Annotated in this window: 23 protein-coding genes; 18 read left to right on the top strand and 5 right to left on the bottom strand. The window is 45.1% G+C overall.

The genetic code is table 11. The annotated features are described in order from the left end of the window. Positions 1 to 19: 19 nt before the first annotated feature. Positions 20 to 331 carry a hypothetical protein gene (locus tag K8U60_RS08870; protein ID WP_223637224.1) on the bottom strand — a complete coding sequence of 104 codons (312 nt, stop codon included), beginning with the start codon at positions 329 to 331 and terminating at the stop codon, positions 20 to 22. A 171-nt stretch (positions 332 to 502) separates the two neighbouring features. On the opposite strand from K8U60_RS08870, the gene K8U60_RS08865 reads away from it, so the two are divergent. From K8U60_RS08865 to K8U60_RS08855, 3 genes are all read left to right on the top strand, one after another. Continuing rightward, entirely contained in the window at positions 503 to 640 is a 138-nt protein-coding gene (locus tag K8U60_RS08865; RefSeq protein ID WP_223637222.1) for a hypothetical protein, read from the top strand. A gap of 96 nt (positions 641 to 736) precedes the next feature. After that, positions 737 to 2368 (top strand): ribosomal protection-like ABC-F family protein, encoded by a 1632-nt coding sequence (gene abc-f / locus K8U60_RS08860; RefSeq protein WP_223637220.1) that lies wholly within the window; start codon positions 737 to 739, stop codon positions 2366 to 2368. Positions 2369 to 2456: 88 nt separating this feature from the next. Then, positions 2457 to 3218 (top strand): STAS domain-containing protein, encoded by a 762-nt coding sequence (locus K8U60_RS08855; protein WP_223637218.1) that lies wholly within the window; start codon positions 2457 to 2459, stop codon positions 3216 to 3218. A 350-nt stretch (positions 3219 to 3568) separates the two neighbouring features. On the opposite strand, the gene K8U60_RS08850 is transcribed toward K8U60_RS08855, so the two are convergent. Continuing rightward, complete coding sequence (locus tag K8U60_RS08850) at positions 3569 to 3889, bottom strand: winged helix-turn-helix transcriptional regulator (protein WP_223637216.1); 321 nt, start codon at positions 3887 to 3889, stop codon at positions 3569 to 3571. Between the two features lie 130 nt (positions 3890 to 4019). Between K8U60_RS08850 and K8U60_RS08845 the strand changes: the two genes are divergently transcribed. After that, the gene (locus K8U60_RS08845) at positions 4020 to 4868 is read left to right on the top strand and encodes a VOC family protein (protein ID WP_223637214.1); all 849 of its coding nucleotides are present in this window, start codon (positions 4020 to 4022) and stop codon (positions 4866 to 4868) included. Between the two features lie 41 nt (positions 4869 to 4909). On the opposite strand, the gene K8U60_RS08840 is transcribed toward K8U60_RS08845, so the two are convergent. Continuing rightward, the gene (locus K8U60_RS08840) at positions 4910 to 5170 is read right to left on the bottom strand and encodes a hypothetical protein (protein WP_223637211.1); all 261 of its coding nucleotides are present in this window, start codon (positions 5168 to 5170) and stop codon (positions 4910 to 4912) included. Positions 5171 to 5312: 142 nt separating this feature from the next. Between K8U60_RS08840 and K8U60_RS08835 the strand changes: the two genes are divergently transcribed. The 3 genes from K8U60_RS08835 (at position 5313) to K8U60_RS08825 (ending at position 9189) form a co-directional block, all read left to right on the top strand. Beyond that, entirely contained in the window at positions 5313 to 6383 is a 1071-nt protein-coding gene (locus K8U60_RS08835) for an NAD(P)H-dependent flavin oxidoreductase (RefSeq protein WP_223637208.1), read from the top strand. A gap of 97 nt (positions 6384 to 6480) precedes the next feature. Beyond that, complete coding sequence (locus K8U60_RS08830) at positions 6481 to 7317, top strand: DUF368 domain-containing protein (protein WP_223637205.1); 837 nt, start codon at positions 6481 to 6483, stop codon at positions 7315 to 7317. 744 nt (positions 7318 to 8061) lie between these two features. Beyond that, the gene (locus tag K8U60_RS08825) at positions 8062 to 9189 is read left to right on the top strand and encodes a CAP domain-containing protein (RefSeq protein ID WP_223637202.1); all 1128 of its coding nucleotides are present in this window, start codon (positions 8062 to 8064) and stop codon (positions 9187 to 9189) included. A 44-nt stretch (positions 9190 to 9233) separates the two neighbouring features. Here K8U60_RS08825 and K8U60_RS08820 read toward each other — a convergent pair whose 3' ends face one another. After that, entirely contained in the window at positions 9234 to 10064 is an 831-nt protein-coding gene (locus K8U60_RS08820; protein ID WP_223637199.1) for an undecaprenyl-diphosphate phosphatase, read from the bottom strand. Positions 10065 to 10210: 146 nt separating this feature from the next. On the opposite strand from K8U60_RS08820, the gene K8U60_RS08815 reads away from it, so the two are divergent. From K8U60_RS08815 to K8U60_RS08790, 6 genes are all read left to right on the top strand, one after another. Then, entirely contained in the window at positions 10211 to 11293 is a 1083-nt protein-coding gene (locus K8U60_RS08815; RefSeq protein ID WP_223637196.1) for an AI-2E family transporter, read from the top strand. Positions 11294 to 11405: 112 nt separating this feature from the next. Then, positions 11406 to 11849, top strand: a complete 444-nt coding sequence (locus K8U60_RS08810) for a MarR family winged helix-turn-helix transcriptional regulator (RefSeq protein WP_223637194.1) — start codon at positions 11406 to 11408, stop codon at positions 11847 to 11849. A 3-nt stretch (positions 11850 to 11852) separates the two neighbouring features. Further along, a complete protein-coding gene (locus tag K8U60_RS08805) occupies positions 11853 to 14471 on the top strand; it encodes an MMPL family transporter (protein ID WP_223637192.1) in 2619 nt (872 codons plus the stop codon). Positions 14472 to 14723: 252 nt separating this feature from the next. Continuing rightward, positions 14724 to 15176: a hypothetical protein gene (locus K8U60_RS08800; protein WP_223637688.1), complete on the top strand. Its 453-nt coding sequence runs from the start codon at positions 14724 to 14726 to the stop codon at positions 15174 to 15176. Beyond that, positions 15176 to 15634 (top strand): GNAT family N-acetyltransferase, encoded by a 459-nt coding sequence (locus tag K8U60_RS08795; RefSeq protein ID WP_223637190.1) that lies wholly within the window; start codon positions 15176 to 15178, stop codon positions 15632 to 15634. Before K8U60_RS08800 ends, K8U60_RS08795 begins: the two co-directional genes overlap by 1 nt. A gap of 110 nt (positions 15635 to 15744) precedes the next feature. Next, positions 15745 to 17391, top strand: a complete 1647-nt coding sequence (locus tag K8U60_RS08790) for a serine hydrolase (protein WP_223637189.1) — start codon at positions 15745 to 15747, stop codon at positions 17389 to 17391. A gap of 318 nt (positions 17392 to 17709) precedes the next feature. Here the strand turns inward: K8U60_RS08790 and K8U60_RS08785 are convergent, their stop codons facing one another. After that, a complete protein-coding gene (locus K8U60_RS08785) occupies positions 17710 to 17910 on the bottom strand; it encodes a cold-shock protein (protein WP_006830093.1) in 201 nt (66 codons plus the stop codon). A gap of 235 nt (positions 17911 to 18145) precedes the next feature. On the opposite strand from K8U60_RS08785, the gene K8U60_RS08780 reads away from it, so the two are divergent. The 5 genes from K8U60_RS08780 to K8U60_RS08765 all read left to right on the top strand — a co-directional run bounded on the left by K8U60_RS08780 (position 18146) and on the right by K8U60_RS08765 (position 21977). Next, a complete protein-coding gene (locus tag K8U60_RS08780) occupies positions 18146 to 18664 on the top strand; it encodes a P-loop NTPase family protein (RefSeq protein ID WP_223637188.1) in 519 nt (172 codons plus the stop codon). A gap of 109 nt (positions 18665 to 18773) precedes the next feature. Beyond that, entirely contained in the window at positions 18774 to 19487 is a 714-nt protein-coding gene (locus K8U60_RS08775; protein ID WP_223637186.1) for a hypothetical protein, read from the top strand. Positions 19488 to 19592: 105 nt separating this feature from the next. Then, positions 19593 to 20153 (top strand): hypothetical protein, encoded by a 561-nt coding sequence (locus K8U60_RS08770; protein ID WP_223637184.1) that lies wholly within the window; start codon positions 19593 to 19595, stop codon positions 20151 to 20153. A 3-nt stretch (positions 20154 to 20156) separates the two neighbouring features. Continuing rightward, positions 20157 to 20279 (top strand): hypothetical protein, encoded by a 123-nt coding sequence (locus K8U60_RS19045; RefSeq protein ID WP_263298621.1) that lies wholly within the window; start codon positions 20157 to 20159, stop codon positions 20277 to 20279. 198 nt (positions 20280 to 20477) lie between these two features. Continuing rightward, positions 20478 to 21977 carry a UDP-N-acetylmuramoyl-L-alanyl-D-glutamate--2,6-diaminopimelate ligase gene (locus tag K8U60_RS08765; RefSeq protein WP_223637182.1) on the top strand — a complete coding sequence of 500 codons (1500 nt, stop codon included), beginning with the start codon at positions 20478 to 20480 and terminating at the stop codon, positions 21975 to 21977. Positions 21978 to 22022: the final 45 nt, after the last annotated feature.

Genomic DNA, 22022 nt, shown 5'->3' with positions numbered 1-22022 from the left:
CAAAGATCCCTGCTTTTCTCTACTTCGCCTTGTCGTTCTCAAGTTCCTGCAATAGTTCTGTATAGCGATGCAGGTCCTGGTCTCCATACTTTTCCACATAATTTGCAATCATTTCTTTTAAATCTCTTCGCTGGCGTTCTACGGTGACAAGTTTTTCTTTCATGGCTTGCCTTCTCCAAAGCTCTGCGTCTTCGACATCTTCCATTTTTTCAAGCATGTCTATTTCCGCAAGCAGAACCAGTGCCTCGGTTTTTTTGTTTTCGTACTTTTTCAATGCTTTCTCTACTTTTCGGGTATCGTTATCAAAAGTCAATTTAGAGTACATGGACATTTTCTGATCCCCCTTTCCGTTAAAATACCGTTACTTATCGTTACCCCGAATTGAAGGGATTTATACCTACTTTTTAATAGGTGTGAATATAAAAAGAATATTCCAACAAAATATTGACGCTATTCTTGCGGAGTTGTATGATGTAGGAAATAGGTCAAGGAGGTGGGTAAGATGAATCGAACTGGTAAGCGCATGACAGAGTGTCAGGAATATCTATACATTCTTCATGGCGTTACTTTCACTGCAGTAGCTGGACGGGAGAAGTCTGTCCTTTTTCAACTAACTGCATCAAGTGGAAATTACCAGTAAGAGACATCTGCCTGCAAACGGATTGTAGCAAAGGCATGCCTCTTGGCGTGCCTTTTTTGCTGTGCATGCGTCTCTTCATCAGAGAGGAAGAGAGTCGTGATCATTAGCCAATTTCAACAAATCATGTGTCATTTTGCGACACAAAAACTATTCAACCAACTCAAAGGGGAAGTGATGCAAGACCAGCGAATCGGTCTTGTTGGAAGAAATGGAGAAGGGAAAACCACTCTATTGAATGTACTGGCTGGAACTTTACAGCCGACTGAAGGGCTCGTGACCTGGAAAAAAGGCTGTACCATTGGGTTGCTGGAGCAGTCGCCTGTTGAACAGGAAGAGCAGACTGTAGAGCAGCTGATGATTGCTGTATTTTCGGAATTGACTCTGTTGCAAGATGAGTTGACAAGGATGGAGCGGCAAATGGAAAATACTTCTCCTGAAGAGATGGAACGTCTGCTGCTGCGCTATGGCATGGTACAGGATGATTTTATTCAGCGCGGCGGCTATGATATAGATGTAAAAATCGATCAAGTACTGAATGGGTTGAAGATCAAGCAACTCAAATTTGAACAATGGGGACATTTAAGCGGGGGTGAAAAAACAAAGGTGGGCTTGGCGAAATTACTTTTGCAGAAGCCCGATTTGCTGCTGTTGGATGAACCGACAAATCACCTGGATCTGGAAGCGATTGAATGGTTAAGTTCATTCATCAGCCATTACAAAGGAACGATTGTCCTTGTTTCCCACGATCGTTATTTTCTGGACGAAACCGTGACGCATATTTGGGAACTGGACCAAGGAGACTTGATTCAATACACCGGCAACTACTCAAGCTATGTCAAAGAACGGGAAGCTCGCCTGCTGATCGAGTTCCAGCAGTACCAGGACCAGCAGAAGAAAATTCAAAAGATGAAAGAAACCATTAAAAGGTTGAAGGAATGGGCCAACCGGGCCAATCCACCGAACGCAGGAATGCATCGGCAGGCGAAAAGTATAGAAAAAGCCCTAAACCGGATCGAACTTCTCGACCGTCCAATGTTATCCAAAAAGCAGATGGCGCTGGATTTTAAAATAGATGGGCGCAGCGGAAAAGACGTCATTGTCCTGGACAGCGTCTGGAAAGGATTCGGGGATCGAATTTTGTTCCATGATGCCTCGATGCATATCCGTTACGGAGAACGAGTTGCGATTGTAGGGTCGAATGGCGCAGGGAAAACAACGCTGCTCAATATGATGATGGGAAAAATAGAGGCAGATGAAGGCGGAGTGAAAATGGGCAGTGGTTTATCGATCGGTTATCTATCCCAGCATACATTAGAGATGGACAGCGGCAGAACTATTCTCGAGGAGTTTCGTGATGCCGTTGCTGTTTCTGAATATGATGCGCGACCGATGCTGGCGAAATTCCTGTTTTTCGGCAATATGGTTTTCCAGCCGGTTCGGCAGCTCAGCGGGGGTGAACGGATGAGGCTTCGGCTAGCTCAGTTGATGCACCAAAACCACAATCTGCTGATTCTGGATGAGCCCACCAACCATCTCGACTTGGAAGCGAAAGAAGTGATGGAAGAGGCTTTAAGTGAATTTCCAGGTACCATTATCGCCGTTTCCCATGATCGGTACTTTCTCGACAAACTGTTTCCCATCACTTATTGGGTGAAAAATGAAACCATCGAACGCTTTAATGGAAACTATTCTATTGCACGGGAAAAAGGCATCGCTGTTATGAAATAATTTTTTTGAAAGAACAGTAATCCTGGTACGGCTGTGGCATAATGTATGAACACGAGTCAGTAAAAATCAGAGGATAAGGTGGAAACACATGCCAGCCATAGGAAAGATCCCGGAAAATATATTCTTACTCAATGCCCTGGATGTTATCGGGGAAACCATCATCATCGCAGATAGTTCTTATACCATCAGATGGATGAACACCGAAGCTTGCCGATTAATGAGTGAAGTTGCTCCTTTGTACGGCATGGCAGACTGCGAAGAAATGATCGGAATGAGTATGGACGCATTCCATGAACGCCCGCATCATCAGAAGCAAATCATGCAGAAATTGACTGGAGTCCACCGGACGCGCATAACAATCCGTAACCAAGTGATGACCGATATCGTGATAACCCCGATCATGGGCAATGGAAGTGAAGCCGAAGGGTACATCGTCATGCTGATGGACGTCACGATGCAAGCTGAAGAACAGAAACGAAGTGCTCAATTGATCAAGGAATTGTCAATCCCCATCTTGAATATATGGGACAAAACGATTGCTTTGCCCCTAATTGGTGAGTTTGACCGGAGCCGGACAGATCAGTTGATTGCTACGGTTCTACTGGAATGTTCCGAGAAGAAAATCGAATACGTTTTAATCGACTTGAGCGGCATCAAAGAGTTTGAAAACCAGATCCGCTATCAAATCCAGATGATGACGGATACACTGAATTTGATCGGTGCCACATGCATTCTTGTGGGCATCAGTCCAAGACTGGCCATGTCCATTGTTGCATTGGACAATAAGACACGGACCTTCAGTTCAGCCCATGAAGGTTTGAAGCACATCATCCAGTTACAGGCAAACTAAATAAGAGCTTATCCAGTAAATTGGATAAGCTCTTATTTAGTTTAGAGAATTATGATTCAAATAGCTTTAGTGCTTGTCGAGCCTAAACGGCTGTCTACGCATTTCATGTTGTCCAGCTTCAGCGCACAGCTCTTCGGGTCATAAGCCATCCCGGCTATGCGGCACAAAACGCCACTTCGCCGGTCTGTCTTATGCCTGTCAGAGCTAAACTGGCGCTTACGCATTTCATGTTGTCCAGACTTCCAACAGCCAGGCTCTCGAGTCGCTTCAGCCTTACCAGCAATGGCAAAGACCGCCATTACCAGCAAGGCTTCCAGCGCTTGTCGAGCCTAAACGGCTGCCTACGCATTTCATGTTTCAGTTGGTTCCACCCATACTTGTGACCAGTTTTGGATTTCATCCATAACCGGTTTTAGGGAAAGGCCTTTGTCGGTCAATGCGTATTCAATCCGGACGGGTGTTTCGGGATAGACGGTCCGTGTAACAAGGCCTTGCGCCTCCAGATTTTTCAGGCGTTCAGACAATAGACGGCCGCTGATGCCGATCACTTCAGTTAAATGGCTGAAGCGTTGCGGTCCCGATAATAATTGATAAATAATCAGTCCAGTCCAGCGTTGGCTGAGAAGGGAAATAGCTGTCTCAAAACGGGGGCAAATGACGGAAGTATCCATACTCCTCACTCCTTTCCTATTATAATACCATATATACTAACTACTTTAAAAGAATTAAGTTACTTGACATAGTCTTGTTTTATAAATATAATTGGTTACATAAAGTAACTAAATGAAAAGAGGAATACAAATGAATTTTCATCAGAAACCTGTCACTTATGTAGGCGAAGTAGGACTAAAAGTAATGGACCTTAAAAAAATGAAGCAATTTTATCAGGAGATAATTGGGTTTGATGTTATTTCAGAAGAACAAAATTATGTGGAGTTGGGTTCAGGCGGTAAAGTCCTGGTCAAGCTGGAAGCGGTTGAAGGAGTTACGCCAAAACAAGGCCGTTACGCAGGGCTGTATCATTTTGCGATTCTATTGCCAACGAGAGAAGATTTAGGAAAAATTCTTGTTCATCTTCATCAGCAGGGAATCCAGTTGGGTTCTTCAGATCATTTGGTCAGTGAAGCCTTGTATCTGTCAGATCCGGAAGGCAATGGCATCGAAATCTATCGGGACCGTGAACCCGAACAATGGAACTGGAGCAATGATGAAGTTTCTATGACTGTAGATCCAATTAATGCGCAAGGATTAGTGGAAGCTGCCCAAAGTTCGTCAGAGCCATGGAAAAGAATGCCTGAAACTACTGTAATGGGGCATATTCATCTTCATGTTTCAAATTTAGTGGAGGCAAGAGATTTCTATGTAGAGGCACTTGGTTTTGAAGTGGTATCAAGTCTAGGCGGTCAGGCTCTATTCTTAGCTGATCAGAAGTATCATCACCATATCGGGATGAACGTCTGGAATGGCACCGGTATTCCAGCGTTGCCTGAGAAAGAAGCAGGCTTGCATTACTACACATTGATTATGGAAGAAGAAAAGCGCAAAGAGTTGGGCAAGAAGCTCCAAGCGATGGGAACCGAAATTGTAGAACAGGACAATTATTGGGAAGTCAAAGACCCATCCGGAAATGCTATCCGCCTGCTTGTTTAATAAGGATGAAAAAGCCGACTCGCAATTCGAGTCGGCTTTTGTCATTCCAAGGCTGCTCTGTCACAGCTGTTATCCATGGCGGTAAATGCTGTAGTCGTAAAAGCAGCCTGTGCCGGAATCTCTGCCGTCACCTGGTTTTGTTCCGGTATTTCCGGGAGGTCGTTCTGGCGTGTTTCAATATATGCGTACAGTCTTTCCTGGCTGATCGCTTTTTCCAAAGGATTGCCGTAAAAAGATAAGAGGATCAATCCGAATGCTCCAACAATTAAAGTGATGCCTAAAAGTGAAAGGAATCCCTTCATAGTAAATCCCGCCTTCTCATGTTTACTTACTATACAGAACGATGCGTTCTGCAGAAAAGTTCCCTATTGCTGTATATTACCGTTTACGGGATACTGAAGGCAACAGCAAAATTCAAACAAATCAAGGGCAGGGGGATTATACATGATTTCATTGAAAACACGTATCTGTCAGTTACTCGAAATTGAACATCCGATTATTCAAGCCGGTATGGCCGGGGGGCCAACGACTGTGGAACTGGTGGTGGAAGTCAGCAATGCAGGTGCACTTGGAACTTTAGGTGCGGCCTATATGGCGCCGGATGCGTTACGGAAAGCAATTAAAGAAATTCAGTCAAAAACTCAAAAACCGTTTGGTGTCAATATTTTTGCCGCTCCGGTAAAGGATGATTTTAGCCGTTTAGCAGAAGTGCAGAATGCATTAAGCCCTTTTCGTTCGCAATTGGATATTCTGGAAATACAGTCTTCGTATCAATCGCCGGATTGGAGCGAAGAGCAGTTCGCTATTTGCATTGAAGAAGGCGTCCCGATTATCAGCACAGCTTTCGGCTGTTTATCGGAAGAGCAGATGAAAGCAGCCAAAGAGCACCAGGTCAAAATCATAGCCATGGTCACTACAGTGGAAGAAGCAGAGCAGGCGGAAGCTTCGGGAGCTGATGCTGTCGTAGCTCAAGGGAGTGAAGCAGGAGGGCACCGCAGCACGTTTTCACTCGATAACCACCCGTCAGGTGCCCAGATTGGTACGATGGCATTGGTGCCGCAGACGGTGGATGCTGTTAAAATCCCGGTCATTGCGGCTGGAGGCCTTACTGATGGACGGGGTCTCGCTGCTTCCCTGGTTCTTGGTGCACATGGCGTCCAAATCGGCACCCGTTTTGTCGGTGCCAAAGAATCTGGAGCACATGATGTTTACAAGCAGGCAATATTCGAAAGCAACGAAGAAAGTACGGTAGTGACCAAAAGCTTTTCCGGACGCCCGGCGCGCGGCATCAAAAATCGCTTTATTCAGGAATTTGAAGAAACCGGCATTGCTCCTTTGCCATTTCCTTCTCAAAATACCATCACCAAAGATATTCGGGCAGCTGCCGCAAAAACTGATAATCCAGAGTTCATGTCGTTGTGGGCAGGTCAATCCACACGCGGCCTGACTGAAGAAATAGGGGCGGCTGAAATAGTAAAGACGATTATAGAAGAGGCAAAGAGGATCATAAACTAGTTTTGGCTACCAGGTAAATGCTGAATGTGAAGCTCGAGTTTCCATTTCACACATGCTATACTAGTTAAAGTGATTTTAAGACGAGGAGATTAGACGAATGGAATGGAAGAATATATACCGTGGTATTCTTATGGGAATCAGTGACCTGATCCCGGGAGTAAGCGGGGGGACGATTGCGTTTATTTTAGGGATTTACGACCGTTTATTGGAATCCATCAGCGGATTTTTCAGCCGCGAATGGAAAAAACATCTTGGATTTTTAGTGCCGCTTGGCATCGGGATCGTCATTACGCTGCTGTTATTCAGCCGGGTCATTGAGTATTTATTGGAACAGCATTACGAAGCGACTCAGTTTTTCTTTATGGGGCTGATCATCGGCGTTATTCCATACATTATGAAACAAGCGGAAGTCAAAAAGAACTTTACGGCACGCCACTTGGTTATTTTATTGGTCATTGGCGCAGCGCTAGCGGTCACTGCCTTTATCCCGACTGAGGAAGATTTAGCGCCGATTGCATCACTCACGTTGCCGATTTTCTTTTTGCTGTTTTTCTCTGGCTGGTTGGCCAGTATGGCGATGTTATTGCCAGGAATCAGCGGATCGTTTATCCTGCTGTTATTGGGTGTCTATACGACAGCCATCAATGCGCTATCGACGTTGAACATACCGGTTGCTTTGGCTATCGGTGCCGGCGTTATCGTTGGATTCATTGTCAGCAGTAAAGCGATTCAGTATTTATTGGAGCACTTTACCTATGTTACCTACGCAGCGATCATCGGTTTGATTTTGGGATCCCTGTTTGTGGTATTCCCCGGCTTTTCGGCGGATCCAACCACGCTTATCACAAGCCTCGTGACATTCGCGCTGGGTCTGGTATTTACATTGCTTTTCAGTTCACCTAAAAAGACAGCTATTACAGAAGAATACAATTAAGTAAAAAGCGATGCCATCAATTTGATGGTATCGCTTTTTTGTTTGTGGCTGCCTTCGCTTTTCATGTGATCCAGCTGCAACGGCCAGCTCCTCGGGTCATAAGCCACTCTGACTATGCGGCAAAGGACGCCGCTTCGTCAGATCGTCTTATGCCTTTCGGAGCTGAACGGCCGTTTCCGCTTTTCAGATTGTCCAGCTCCGGCAGCCAGCCGCTCGAGTCGCTTCAGCCTTTCCAGCAATGGCAAAGCCCGCCATTACCGGCAAGGCTTCCAGCGCTTGTCGCGGCTAGACCGCTGCCTTCGCTTTTCATGTGATCCAGCTGCAACGGCCAGCTCCTCGGGTCATAAGCCACTCTGACTATGCGGCAAAGGACGCCGCTTCGTCAGATCGTCTTATGCCTTTCGGAGCTGAACGGCCGTTTCCGCTTTTCAGATTGTCCAGCTCCGGCAGCCAGCCGCTCGAGTCGCTTCAGCCTTTCCAGCAATGGCAAAGCCCGCCATTACCGGCAAGGCTTCCAGCGCTTGTCGCGGCTAGACCGCTGCCTTCGCTTTTCATGTGATCCAGCTGCAACGGCCAGCTCCTCGGGTCATAAGCCACTCTGACTATGCGGCAAAGGACGCCGCTTCGTCAGATCGTCTTATGCCTTTCGGAGCTGAACGGCCGTTTCCGCTTTTCTTTCACAAAGGCTTTTTGCTTTATGGATGATGCGTTTGCGATTAAACTGTAGGGTAAGAGGTGATGCGTGTGCGGAAACTGTTTTGGTTGATGGTTTTGTTGCTGGCCGTTTTTTTTGCGCGCCCGATTTGGGAGGAACCGGTTGGTGAATATGTCGATTTAAGTTTTTTGGATTCTGTTGATCGCACAATTGAGAACATCACCGAAGATCCGGAGGTGTCCCAGGCTTTGGATGGGGCACGCGACTTCACTTCGAGGATTGGCTCTCAACTGCAGTCTTTGGTTGCGTCCAACTCGCTCGAGTTGCCGGAAGCTGTAGCGAAACCGGAGCTGGTTGAAACGGATTCCTTGTTTGCCATCCACAATGTTACGCTTGGTATGGATAAGGACGAGGCTCAAGGGAAACTGGGTATGCCGCTTCGCTTGATGCTTAACGAGTATGGCACTGATTGGCATAGCTACCATCAGGATTATCAAAACTATGTATTATTATCGTATGATCAAGAAGGCAAAGTGAATGGAATGTTCACCAATCAGGATTTGATTTCCTCGACAGAAGGCATTACGATGAATTCCACAAAGTCCGAAGTCCGTTCCTTGCTTGGCGCTCCACTGAAAAGCCTTCAAAAAGGAAATGTTCAATATATACTCGATACCCGCGAAGAATATGATGTTTTTAAGATCGATAATACGTATACGACTATTTTTTATGATATCCACGAAGAGGATACTGTGACAGCGGTGCAGGTGATCCATGAAGATTTGGAAAAAGAACGTTCTGAAATTTACGCCGAGTCGAATGAGGAGTTAAGGGAAGGCTATGAATATCTGCTTTTTGAATTGACTAATTCAGCGCGTATCCAGCGTGACCTTCCACTATTGAAGTGGGACGGACAAGCAATGCTGACAGCCCGGAAGCACAGTGAGGACATGGCGGAAAATCAATACTTCAGCCATACCAATCTGGCGGGAGAGTCGCCGTTTGACCGGATGAATGAAGATGGCATCACATTTTATGTAGCCGGTGAAAATTTGGCATACGGGCAGTACAGCAGCATTTTTGCTCACGAAGGCCTAATGAATTCGATGGGCCACCGGGAAAATATCGTCAAACCGGAGTTTGGATTTTTAGGGATTGGCGCAGCGTTCAATTCAGAGAATCAACCGTATTACACGGCCAATTTCTTTAATCGATAAAAAAAGACGAACTTTCAATTTTATTGAAAGTCCGTCTTTTTTAATTAATTCAGTACGAGCCAGGCCAAAACGACAAGTGGCCCAACAATAAAGCAGTAAATGGCAAAGTACTTCAATTGGCCTTTAGCCATGATGTTCATGAACCATTTTAATGAAAAGTAAGAAGCGATCAGAGATCCAAGGAAAGCCATGGTGTAAGGGCCGGCCATGGTCGCCAAGTTAGCGTCATTGACGATATCCGTGATGCTGAGGACAGCACCGCCCAGACTGATCGGGATGAACAACAGGAAAGAGAAGCGCAAAGCTGTTTCCTGGTTGATGCCTCTGGCCATCGCTGCCACGATCGTCGCACCGCTTCGGCTGATGCCAGGAATAAGTGCCACTGCCTGGGCACCCCCGATAATGATAGCGTCTTTCATGTTCATGTTGCCATCTTTTCGCTGTCCGCGCATATTGCGAATCCACCAAAGGCCGAAACCTGTCACGATAAGGGTCAAGCCGACAGTCACGATCGTCGAAAGGTTATCATCGATTGCATCCTGGAACAAAACGCCTATGACTGCAGCGGGGATTGTCGCCACCACCAAGTAGACAACGAACATGAAATCCCGCTTGGTTTCAGCATTTTTCACCGTAAAGTATGTTAAGCCGTTCACGACAAGGCGTCTAATATCATCGCGGTAAATGATCAAAACAGCAATGAGAGATGCGCTGTTGACCAGCAAAGCAAAAGTGGAAACACTGCCTTCAATCTGAACATCAAGGAAATACTGGGCAATCAGCAAATGCCCGCTTGATGAGATGGGAATCGGTTCCGTGAGCCCTTGAAAGAGGCCGAGAAGCAGAAATTTGATAGTAAGCCATAATTGATCCATTAAAATAAATCCTCCATTGCACGTTCACTTATTTATCTGTCAGTAATGCCTTTTCCGCGTGGAAATTTCAAAACAACATAAAAATTATAATACCATATTTTCGTGGTAAACTGGGTATACTATTGAAAAGAAAGGAAGTGACGCGCTTGACGAACAAGCTTTGGTTTCAAGTGGGAGTAGGAATTATTCTAGCTTTAGTCATCATTCGATTGTTTATTGAAGTACAAGGAATTTTCGATCCCTTATTTATTATTGCAGGAACAATTTTTGTTCCCTTGTTGTTGGGAGGCGTCTTGTTCTACCTGACAAGGCCGATCCTGAACTTTCTGATGAAGAGAAAATTTCCGAAATGGGCTGCGGTTCTCACCGTCCTTCTGGCGATTGTCTTAGTGTTCTACTTGTTCTACATCATGATTGGGCCGATTGTCACTGACCAAATCAATGCATTGGTGGATAATGCACCTGAAATAATTGAAAGTGTAGAAGAGTACGGCCAATACATATTCGACCAACGTGATCGGCTTCCCGACTCGATTGAAGAACAGCTGGAGGGCATGACCGGCCAACTTGGTGATCGGCTTGGTGATGTTGGCGGATGGATTCTTTCCTTTATCGGCAGTTTCGTTTCCGGTGTTGTGACTTTGGTGTTGGTACCATTTTTCCTCGTCTACCTATTGGTTGACCACAAGAAATTTGTACCGTTTGTTTCTGGATTCTTTTCAGGAGAGCGGAAAAGATGGATCCGCAAAACATTGCATGATATCGATGAAACCTTACAGGCATATATTCAAGGCCAATTATTCGTCAGCTTCCTGGTTGGGATCATGCTGCTGATCGGGTATCTGATCATCGGTCTGGATTACGCTCTACTATTGGCATTGATCGGTATGGCCACCAACGTCATCCCGTTTTTGGGGCCTTATATCGCGGTCATTCCTGCAATTATCATCGCTTTGGTGCAGGATCCGATCATGGCAGTGTATGTAGCCATCATCATGCTTGTTGCCCAGCAGATTGAAAGTAATTTCATCACGCCGAATGTTATGGGCAAATCACTCGACGTTCACCCGCTGACTGTCATCACCTTGATACTCGCAGCGGGGAATATTGCTGGCTTATGGGGAATCATTTTAGCGATTCCCGTGTATGCCGTTATCAAGACCATCGCGAAAAATATCTATGCCCGGCGTAGTGAAATCCGTAATACGGCTACACGTGAAATTGAATAATATCAAACCTGTGAACTTTGTTCACAGGTTTTTTTCTGGGATAAACAATCTCTCTTGACCTTAAAAGGTTTACCCCCTAAACTATAAATATTGGTTGAGGGGGTGTACTACTTTGGATGGACGAATAAAAGAAGCGGTGGATCTTTTTCAGGAAGTGATGATTTATGGGACTGAGCGGGTCATCAAATCGGTCGATCATCCTTTATGGAAGGAATATTCACCTGAACAGATTCAAATGTTGAAGCTGATCGGCAAGGAAAAGCGGGTTACTTCGGCTAGGTTAGCTGTATTGCAGGCGGTACATAAAAGTGCGATTTCCAGCCGGATAAAAAAATTGCTGCAAAAAGAAGTGATCCAGGTTGTGCAGACAACAGATCGCCGGGAAAAAATGCTGGAACTCACGGATAAAGGCCAGGAAGTTTTGGTGGAACTGGAAAAAGTATTGACCGATTATATTGAGAAGCTGATGTCCGAAAATATAGCGGATGAAGAAATAGATCAATTCCTGACGATTTTCCGGAAGCTGAAAACGATACTAAAAATGGACGGAGCGTAATACATGCATAGCGTATTGAAATTTAAATGGCCGATTGCCATCGGCTTGATCGTCTTGACGATCGTCTTATTCCTATTGGCGCCTAATTTAACGGAACAGGCAGAAAAGGCAGGTTCGTTTCAGTTATCTGATGAAGCTTCTTCGCAAATAGCATCAAGAATTTTGACGGATGCGGATGCTGCAGAACAAACCATTTCTCTTGTCATTCCATTGGAAAGTGAAATAACTGATTCGATGCGGGAAACGCTCGAACAGATGGTAGTGGATATCGAAGCACTCGGAGATCCGGTGACAAGCGTATTAAATCCGGTTGAAAGTGAAGAATTGGAAGATCAACTGATTTCGGAAGATCGCCAAACCGTATTGATGCCGATTACGGTTGATGGCACGGACGAAGAAGTGAATGCCGTTGCCGACACAATCAGAGGAACCATCATTCCGGAAGATTTGACTGCTTATGTAACAGGAGAAGCCATCATCAACAATGATGTGAATATCAGTGCGCAAGAAGGCTTGAAGCGTACAGAAATCATTACAGTCATCTTGATTTTCGGGTTATTGCTGGCGGTGTTCCGTTCGATTGTAACACCGTTCATCCCGCTTGTTGCGGTCGGAATTTCTTATTTATTGAGCCAATCGGTCGTGGCATTTTTCATCGACTGGTTTGGATTCCCGGTTTCCAACTATACACAGATATTCCTGGTGGCGATTCTGTTTGGAATTGGAACGGATTATTGTATCCTGCTGTTAAGTCGCTATAAAGAAGAACTATCGGCTGGACACGGGGTGGAACAATCAATCATCAACACGTATAAAACAGCGGGTAGAACTTTGCTGATCAGCGGGATCGCCGTGTTTATCGGATTCTTCGCCATCGGCTTTGCTGAATTTCCGATATTCAAATCGGCAGTGGCTGTAGCGGTCGGCATATTTGTCCTGCTGCTGGTCCTTTATACGATCGTGCCATTCTTCATGTCTTTATTGAAGGAGAAACTATTCTGGCCAGCGAAAAAATCCGCTTCACACAGTGACAGCAAATTATGGATCACGATGAGCAAACTGTCGATCAACAGACCGTTGCTGTCGATGTTGGTGGTAGCTGTGATTACAGTTCCATTGCTCTTTACGTACGATAATTCCTTATCTTTTAACACGGTGGATGAAATCGGTTCGGAATATGAGTCAGTGAAAGGCCTGCGTGCTATTGAAGAAGGCTTTGGAAAAGGAGATTCGCTGCCCGTTCAAGTAATCGTCAAATCAGATGATTCCTTGACAGATCGGTCAACTGTCCCTTACTTCGAATCAGTAAGTGCTGAGATTGAAAAAATTGAGGGTGTCGAGACTGTCCGGTCGATTACACGACCGACAGGCGATGTCATTGACGAACTTTACGTGGACGAACAGCTCGGCCTTATGGCAGATGGACTTGGTGAAGCCCGCGATGGACTTGGTGAAGTGCAGGCAGGGCTTACGGAAGTCCAGACCAACTTAACGGCTATCGGGGAACAGGCTGGAAATGCTGGAGGATTGAACGAAGCGGCCGCGGGTCTTGGACAGATCAACCAGCAATTGGTGCAGGTTTCGCAAGGCTTGCAACAAACAGGGAATATCCCGCAAACCGTCGGAGCTTTGACTCAAATCAGTGGCGGTTTGACAGAAATTCAGCAGGGTTTGGCTGGAGCAGCTGGACAGACAGCAGAACTTAGTGCCGGGTTGACGCAATTGGCGGATGGCGTAGGTGCTTCAAATGATGGCTTGGCTGAAATCCAGACCGGATTGACGGAAGCTGTCGACATGATGCAGGAAATGAGCGACAGTGAAGCTGTGCGTGACACTGGCCTATTCATTCCGGAAGGAACATTGGAGAGCGAAGACTTTGAACAGGTACTGGATCGCTATTCCTTTGCTGACGGAAGAGGAATGATGATGGACGTGGTGTTATCAGAGGATCCGTATTCTCCTGAAGCAATTGACATTACCACTGAAATCAAAGAAACAGTAGAACGTACTGCAGCAGGAACGCCGCTAGAAGAAGCGGAAATTGCATTCAGCGGAATTTCCAGCATCAACAGCGATTTAGAAGAAGTGTCTTCCAGTGACTTTGCAAGTACAGTGGTTATCATGCTGATCAGCTTGTTTGTTGTTTTGGCTATTCTTTTCCGTTCGTTGATCATGCCGCTATATATGATCGGATCCTTGTTGCTGACGTATTATACATCAATTTCCATTGCGGAATTGATCTTCGTCAATGGCCTGGGCTATGATGGCATCAGCTGGGCAGTGCCGTTCTTTGGCTTCGTGATGTTGGTGGCACTGGGAGTCGATTACTCGATCTTCCTGCTCGACCGGTTCCGCGAAGAATCGTTCAATGGCATCAGCGTTCGTGATGCAATGCGGACATCAATGGCGAAGATGGGGACTGTCATCATCACGGCAGCCATCATTTTGGCAGGTACATTCGGTGCCATGATGCCTTCTGGCGTCTTGAGCTTGGTGCAGATTGCAACGATCGTCATCACCGGATTGTTGCTGTACGGGCTGATTGTCCTGCCGTTATTGATACCGGCAATTTCAGTATCTTTCGACCGGGGTGTCTGGTGGCCGTTCGGCAAGAAGAAATAAATGTGATTAAGTGAATCTTTTATTTTAAAGGCGTTAATCAATTTTATAGCAAGGTGAGAAAAGCTGCGTTTGCGCAGCTTTTTTCTATGGATGTGGGATTGGTCTTGGCGTGGTATACTAAATGGTAATTGAAAATGCGAAACGGGTGTAACCATATATCTGTGGGCTTAATATAAAGCTCCAGATCTATTGTCTTGGATCTTACTAATGTTTTTAATGAAATAAATGAAACTAAGAAATGAGGTAATGAGATTGTTAACATTTGAACAAAAGTTGGAAATCATTGAGTCTTTCCCGGAATTGACGAGAAAAGATGTATCGATGAAACGCGTGAATTTTCATTATGAAGAGAGCCTGTACGACAAGAAAATTGTGGTCTATCATTTACATCCGACTGGCAATGGTTTTGTCTATGTAGGAAACTTGCCGCATTATGAAGTGGATAAGAAAGGCTTCGTCAATATCCGTGACTTTTCCGAAAAGGAATTGCGCAGCGTTTTGGCAGACTCCCTCGATTACCTGTCTTTAGAGCCGGAACCGCCATACGACAAGACGTGGATAAACCGGGAAAATGTGAAATTGGACCTGGTCTATGAAGAGCCATTCTGGAATATCTATACAGGCAAAAACCTGGAGGAAAGCTTCGGCACTTTCGACAATGCTGAAGACTATCTGATCGATCAAGGTTTTAAAGAAATGAAGTAATGGAGTTCCATTTGCTGAGTGCGGATGAATCCTTGCCGATGGATTTACTTCTGGAAGCGGATCCTTCGGAAATATTGGTCCGGGCTTATTGTGACTCGGGCTGGTGTATGATCGGGAAGCAGGACGGTGTGTTAATTGGTGTGTATGTCCTGCTCGCCTTATCTGAAACAGTTGTAGAAATTAAGAATTTGGCGGTTTCCGAAAGCTTTCGAGACCGGGGCTATGGCCGTCAGCTTTTAGAGCATGCTCTGGCGCAAGCAGCGCAACGAGGTTTCCGGTTTGTGGAAATCGGTACCGGCAATTCTAGCCTTGGACAGCTAACTCTTTACCAGAAATGCGGCTTCCGTTTGCAAGCGATCGATCCAGACTTTTTCAGAAGAAATTATCCAGAACCGATTTTTGAGAATGGTATCGAATGCCGCGACATGATCAGACTGCGGTATATGGTCAACGGATAATGACTTTGTTTATAGAGCCAAAAAAATGAGGAGCCTTTGGCTTCTTTTTTTGTGGTTAAAAGAGGAAAAAAATTGGATTTTTCGGTATGCTAAAGGCAAGGAGTGAGGACATGTTCAAAAAGGTGATCTTATACACAAACCAGTTAGAGGATATGAAGGGATTTTATGAATACCAACTGGGCTTCCGTATCGTGGAAGAAGATGAGGCCAGTTTTACATTGTCAATCGGTGAATCTCAATTGGTCTTCCGGGAATCGGAAAGGGCAGCTGTCTATCATTATGCTCTGAACATTCCAGGCAACCAGTTCACGCTGGCCAAATGGTGGGCCAGTGAACGGGTGACCTTGAATCGGCAAGAAGGCATGGATGAAGTGTTCTACGCCAATTTTGATGCGGATGCGTTTTACTTTCAGGATCCGGCCGGCAATGTTATTGAATTCATCGCGAGGCGCAGTGTTGACCGGATGGGGAATTTCACCGTCGATTCACTGCTCAACATCAGTGAAGTAAGTATCACTACCCCGTATGTCGAAGAAGTCGGGGAACGGATTGAAGAGATGGACATTCCAGTGCGCGGCAACAAAGGCATCGATGCGAAGTCGTTGAATTTCCTGGGAAGCGGACATGCTTATATCATTTTAGTGGCGCCGAAACGTACGTGGTATTTTTCGAAGCAAAAAAGCGAGACCCATCCCTTAGCAATCGAATTGACTGATGGCCGCCAGATCACTATTACAGAAGAAGGGCGATTCCAGCAGGAGAAGCCTGCCAATCCGATTATGGACAGGATGGAGGAAATCGATTTTTCGGGTGTTGCCTATCTGCAGAAAAAGGAAACCTGGACAGCAGCGAGAGGTTTTGCCAATCGTGCCGATGAAAGGCCGAATGCGGTTGATACCAGATTCGGCATTGCGTCTGGCAGCAAACTGTTCACCGCTGTTGCAGTTTGCCAATTGGTGGAGAGAGGGGAGCTGGCTTTCGACGATAAGCTATCAGAGCTGTTGCCACAAGCTTTTCCGAATTTCGAAGTCACTGTCCATCAATTATTGACACACACGTCCGGCATTCCGGATTATTTTGATGAGCAGGTCATGGACGATTTCGAGGACTTATGGAGACAGCACCCGATGTATTTGATGCAAGCCGCTTCAGATTTTATTCCTTTGTTTAAAGATCAGCCGCCGATGTTCGAGCCAGGCGAAAGGTTCCACTACAATAACGCCGGCTTTATCGCACTCGGACTGATCGTTGAGCGAGTTACGGGAAAAGAGTTTGCAGAGGTGGTGGAGGAGCGGATTTTTGCTCCCGCCAAAATGCAGAACTCGGGGTATTTCCGCTTGGATCGGTTGCCAAGCCAAACAGCATTTGGCTATATTGAAGAAGAGGGAACGTGGCGGACAAATCAGTACGCCATTCCAATCCGTGGTGGTGCTGATGGAGGTGCTTATGTCACAGCGAATGATATGGCGAATTTCTGGCGCAGTCTGATGGACGGCACTTTGCTGGCGAAAGAAATAGTTGATAAAATGCTGCAAATCCACGCCTCTGGAGAAGACGGTGCGTATGGTTATGGTATATGGATACAACAAGGGAAAGATGATATTTTGAAGTATCATGTGATGGGCTATGATCCTGGTGTCAGTTTCCATTCGGCATTTTACCCTGCGGATGGCAGTGTGCTGACGGTCCTATCAAATAAAGGCACAGGCGCTCATGAGATCACAGGGATTATAGAAGAATTGAGAATTGAGAATTGAGAATTGAGAAGGAGTGAAAGTATGACCGGAAAGAAATTGGCGCTGGGGATCGTCTTCGGCACGCTTGGTCTATGTATAGTTATTTTCGCAGTCTTTCAGCTATATTTTTGGTTGAATTAACGCAGAGGAAAAGACGGTAGTTGCTGTTGGGGGCAACTACCGTCTTTTTTTGGTGGCAAGAAACTGTTCTTTAAAAAATGAGCAGTCCATAATATCGTAAAAGCCGCAGCCTGGAAGATTTTCCAGGCTGCGGCTTTATAAAAATGCACAAAAAATGAGCTCTTCCGAAGAAGAGCTCATTGATAAGTTAGCTTTAGATTAAGCTTTTTGAACGTTAGTAGCTTGAAGACCGCGTTGGCCTTGCTCGATATCAAACGTTACTTCTTGACCTTCGTCAAGTGATTTAAAGCCTTCGCTTTGGATTGCAGAGAAATGTACGAATACATCGTCGCCGCCTTCGCGTTCGATGAAGCCAAATCCTTTTTCTGAGTTAAACCATTTTACTTTACCTTGTTCCATGTGTGTTTCCTCCTCGTATGCGTAAGCATACATTGTATTACTATCCTTGCTCAAATCTTGCAGATGAACATCTGACACTTTGTAAAAAGTTATCCGAACAAAAATAATTCTTCCTTAGAATAACACGGGTATACAGATATTGCAAGTGATAATCGAATTTTCTTTTTGCTACTGCTTGATCTCCTGTTGGATTATAATAAAAAAACTGAAGGAAATAGAGGGGGAGGCAATGGTTTTGGAGAAGATAATGGTGCTCGGGGTGTCCTCAGGTGTTGGTAAATCAAGCTTTGCAAAAAAGCTGTCAGAAAAGACGGCTATTCCGGTCCATCATTTGGATACTTATTTCTGGAAGCCGGGATGGGTGGAAAGCACTCATGAAGAATTTAGCGAAAAACAGCGGCGGCTCGTTGAAAAGGACCGTTGGATCATTGAAGGCAACTACACAGCCACCTATGAAATCCGAAGACAAGAGGCGGATACCATCATCTACCTGGAACGCCCTTTAATCGTCTGCCTGTACCGTGTCGTTAAACGCCGAATCGTAAATCACGGAAAAACTCGTTCAGATATGGCGATTGGCTGTCTGGAAAAGTTGGATAAAGGATTTCTGACGTTCATCACTTCAACGTATCGGGCACGTAAAGTGAAGATGAGAAAACGGATGGAACACTTTATAGAAGAAAGTCCTCAACATACAGTTGTTTTTTTGCGTACTCAAAAAGAAATTGACGAATTTTTAAACAGTCTTTTTTAGACCGTTAAGAAGATCGTTTCAATTTATGAGGTAATTGAAAAAACGTGCAGACGTTCAAAGACGGAAGTGGTATCCTATAGCTACATAAATATACGGAGGAGAATGGCTGATGAAGTTACTGCATGAAGGCACGATAACCAATCAAGTGCTTCATAAAAAGTTGCCTTTTTCTATGAAGCGGCTGTATTTGGAGGATTTGCCCGTAATAGAACAAGTTCAAGCAAAAGTAATCGAATCACTTCCTGAAAAGGCTTCGCTTCAAGCTTTAACTACAGAGGAATTCCTGTTTATCCTAAATGAACGTGGTTTGCTGGTTGGTGCTTTTGTCGGAGATGAGTTGATCGGGTTCAGGGCATTGCTGATTCCAGAAATCGATGAAGAGCATTTGGGTTGGGATATCGGCCTGCCGCCTGAAGACTTGCGAAAAGTCATTTATCAGGAAATTTCAGTGGTTCTTCCCGAATACCGTGGAAATCGCCTTCAGCAGAAATTAGCTGAAGTCATTATGAAAGAACTTCCCAATCTTGACGAGGAATTTCGCTACGTTTGCTGCACCGTAGCTCCGCTGAATATCCCCAGTTTAAAAGATAAATTTACTCAAGCGATGTATATCGCGGCTCTAAAGGAAAAGTATGAAGGATTAAAGCGCTATATCCTGGTGAAGGACCTGGAAAATCAGACTGTTCATTATAATGGACACGTTACAGTGAAGTTGGATGACTTGGAAAAGCAACAGCAGTTGCTCAATGAAGGGTATGTGGGCATTGGTTTTCAGCTGGTGCATGGTTTTCACGAACTCCAATTTGCAAAACCCGTTCTGTAAAAGAACGGGTTTTTTCTTTATTTCAAAGGATTCGGAAACTTCCGGCTATCGTATTCGTATTACTAAGAAGATGGAAAGATACTTACTGGAATGGGAGGTTTTGGAATGATGGTTTTTGGCTTGCCGATTGAAGAGCTCTATATGTATATTCTTCTTGCAGCAGGGGCAGTGACCGTGTTATATGTCTTTTTCGGAGACGTCACGGATTTTGGAGAGGCTTTGCCTGTACTAAATCCGACGGTGATTTTGGCATTCATTACATTTGGTGCCGCAATTGGCTTGTTATTGGAGAGTGCGACAAGCTTTAACGAATGGTCAGTATTAGGGATTGCGGTAATGGGTTCAGCTGTATTGGATCTGTTGCTTTACTTCTGCATCTTACTGCCCTTGTCTGCTGCTGGATCATCAATTGCCTATGCGGAAGAGCCTCTCCCTGGGCAAGTCGCGAATGTCGTCATTCCGATTCCTGTCGACGGTTATGGAGAAGTAGTTCTGGAGACATATACAGGTATGACTTCAAAGCGTGCCACTGGCTATGACAATGAAGCCATCGACCAAGACGAAAAAGTTTTGATCGTCGAGGTGAATGACGGCACCTTATATGTGCAGGCTTATAAACCATTGGGGTTTATAGAAAAAATAAAACCGGCCAGAGAAATACAATAGAGGATGGCAAAGTCGGATGATACGTTGGAGAACTTTACACGGAAATCGGAGTACGCTCAAACTATTGAACAATCACGATACGAGCCGGTTGAGAAAGAACGGCCTCCTAAAGAACTGGAAGTATAAGAAACTGAAAAGCCCTCTGCTCAATGCTGTTTTGAGCAAAGGTTTTTTTATGTCTTAAAAAAGTACAGAAAATAACCTCATTTCAGAAAAATTAGTCCGGAATGGTTTGCGCTGATAAACGAAAATGATAGAATAATGATACATCTTCCTGTGAAACTATAGGTATTTGATATAATTTCTTTCCTAAGGAGCCTTTAAATGGAGATACAACTCACCAGCATTCCTTCTTTCCCCATCACTACGCTATTTGGACCAGAAAAGCCGAAGGTCAGTTCAATCGAGTACAATTCTACGCAGATTACTCAAGACTGTGCTTTCTTTTGTGTGCCGGGTGAAAATACCGATGGACATTTATATATCGGTGAAGCCATCGCAAAGGGAGCGACAACAATTGTCGGCTCCGACGTACGTCTGCTGGCTGAATATGCGAAGAAGTATCCGAAACTCTCCTTTGCAGTGGTCACAAATGTCCGGACGGCACTTGCCCGCATGTCTGATTTCTTTTATGGTTCACCTCAACAAAGCTTACTTAAAATCGGCGTTACCGGAACTAATGGAAAAACAACCACAGCCACATATGTCTATAACCTGTTCAACCTACTTGGCATTTCCTGCGGGTTTATTGGAACAACAGGGGTTTTAGGGGCAAATGGCAAAATCCCATTCCATAAAAGCACTCCAACGACTCCAATCTCTTCCGACATCCATAAGATTTTTTCAAAGTTTGTAATGGAAAATGATCGTGCAGTGGCTATGGAGGTTTCTTCTATTGCATTGGACCAAAAACGCGTAGAAGGCATTCGCTTTGATGTAGCTATACACACCAATATTTCGGAAGAACATTTGGAGTACCATAAAATCTTCGAGCATTATCTTCAATCGAAATTATTATTGTTCAAGCAGTCTAATGCTGTGGTCGTGAATATAGATGATGAAGGAATGGCAAAGCAAATTTTGGAAGTCATCGAGTGTCCTCATCTGACATACAGCAGCCAGGTGAATTCCGATGCTGATTTGATCTGGACAGCCTGTGAATCTTCTGATACCGGATTGAAATTCGACTTGCATTATCTGGGGAAGCGGTGGCTTGTGCATGTACCGCTTTATGGTGAATATAATGCAGCTAATCTGACTGCAGCTATCGGTGCGGCATTGCTATCCGGCATCGGCATAGAAGCTATACTCGCTGTTGTGCCGAAAATGTCTCAAGTCGAAGGGCGTTTCCAGGTGATTCAGGGCCCAGAAAACCGGAAAATCATTCTGGATTATGCTCATACGCCAGTGGCATTGGCAGCAGTTCTGGAGGAAGTGAAAAAACTATCGCATAACCGACTCATCGCGCTCATCGCTGGCATTGGCATACGGGATTTCTCGAAAATGCCGAAGATGGCCAAAGCTGCTGAAGGGAAAGCGGATGTTCTTGTAGTAACCGTTGACCATCCTGGAGACAATGAACCCCGCACAGTGATTGATGCGGTGCTCAAGGGGTTTACTTTGCCGTACAAGCAGACGGTAGTGACTGCTGATTCCCGTCGTGAAGCAGTTCTCGCAGCACTGCAGGAAAGTGGACCGGACGATCTCGTTCTATTGTCCAGTGGGTCGATCAACGGTGCCCAAATTGTCAAAGGGGAGTATATCCCGCATTCTGATGAAGCCATCATAGAAGAATTTTTCAGTAGTAAAACCAGCGATTTTTAACCGCAAAGGTCGCTTTTTAGCGTCTGGATGTGGTTATAATAGAAA

This window comes from Planococcus circulans, from assembly GCF_020023385.1.
In the GTDB taxonomy this organism is placed as follows: Bacteria; Bacillota; Bacilli; order Bacillales_A; family Planococcaceae; genus Planococcus.
The sequence above is the reverse complement of the archived record's forward strand: the minus strand, read 5'-3'. Positions and strand labels throughout refer to the sequence as shown.

Excerpts from the sequence above, each read along its gene's own strand:
- K8U60_RS08830 (WP_223637205.1), top strand. The coding sequence starts at position 6,481 with ATGGAATGGAAGAATATATACCGTGGTATTCTTATGGGAATCAGTGAC.
- K8U60_RS19045 (WP_263298621.1), top strand. The coding sequence starts at position 20,157 with ATGGCAAAGTCGGATGATACGTTGGAGAACTTTACACGGAAATCGGAG.
- K8U60_RS08870 (WP_223637224.1), bottom strand. The coding sequence starts at position 331 with ATGTCCATGTACTCTAAATTGACTTTTGATAACGATACCCGAAAAGTA.
- K8U60_RS08775 (WP_223637186.1), top strand. The coding sequence starts at position 18,774 with ATGAAGTTACTGCATGAAGGCACGATAACCAATCAAGTGCTTCATAAA.
- K8U60_RS08785 (WP_006830093.1), bottom strand. The coding sequence starts at position 17,910 with ATGGAACAAGGTAAAGTAAAATGGTTTAACTCAGAAAAAGGATTTGGC.
- K8U60_RS08770 (WP_223637184.1), top strand. The coding sequence starts at position 19,593 with ATGATGGTTTTTGGCTTGCCGATTGAAGAGCTCTATATGTATATTCTT.
- K8U60_RS08790 (WP_223637189.1), top strand. The coding sequence starts at position 15,745 with ATGTTCAAAAAGGTGATCTTATACACAAACCAGTTAGAGGATATGAAG.
- K8U60_RS08850 (WP_223637216.1), bottom strand. The coding sequence starts at position 3,889 with ATGGATACTTCCGTCATTTGCCCCCGTTTTGAGACAGCTATTTCCCTT.
- K8U60_RS08855 (WP_223637218.1), top strand. The coding sequence starts at position 2,457 with ATGCCAGCCATAGGAAAGATCCCGGAAAATATATTCTTACTCAATGCC.
- K8U60_RS08835 (WP_223637208.1), top strand. The coding sequence starts at position 5,313 with ATGATTTCATTGAAAACACGTATCTGTCAGTTACTCGAAATTGAACAT.
- K8U60_RS08865 (WP_223637222.1), top strand. The coding sequence starts at position 503 with ATGAATCGAACTGGTAAGCGCATGACAGAGTGTCAGGAATATCTATAC.
- K8U60_RS08840 (WP_223637211.1), bottom strand. The coding sequence starts at position 5,170 with ATGAAGGGATTCCTTTCACTTTTAGGCATCACTTTAATTGTTGGAGCA.
- K8U60_RS08805 (WP_223637192.1), top strand. The coding sequence starts at position 11,853 with ATGCATAGCGTATTGAAATTTAAATGGCCGATTGCCATCGGCTTGATC.
- K8U60_RS08795 (WP_223637190.1), top strand. The coding sequence starts at position 15,176 with ATGGAGTTCCATTTGCTGAGTGCGGATGAATCCTTGCCGATGGATTTA.
- K8U60_RS08845 (WP_223637214.1), top strand. The coding sequence starts at position 4,020 with ATGAATTTTCATCAGAAACCTGTCACTTATGTAGGCGAAGTAGGACTA.
- K8U60_RS08765 (WP_223637182.1), top strand. The coding sequence starts at position 20,478 with ATGGAGATACAACTCACCAGCATTCCTTCTTTCCCCATCACTACGCTA.
- K8U60_RS08820 (WP_223637199.1), bottom strand. The coding sequence starts at position 10,064 with ATGGATCAATTATGGCTTACTATCAAATTTCTGCTTCTCGGCCTCTTT.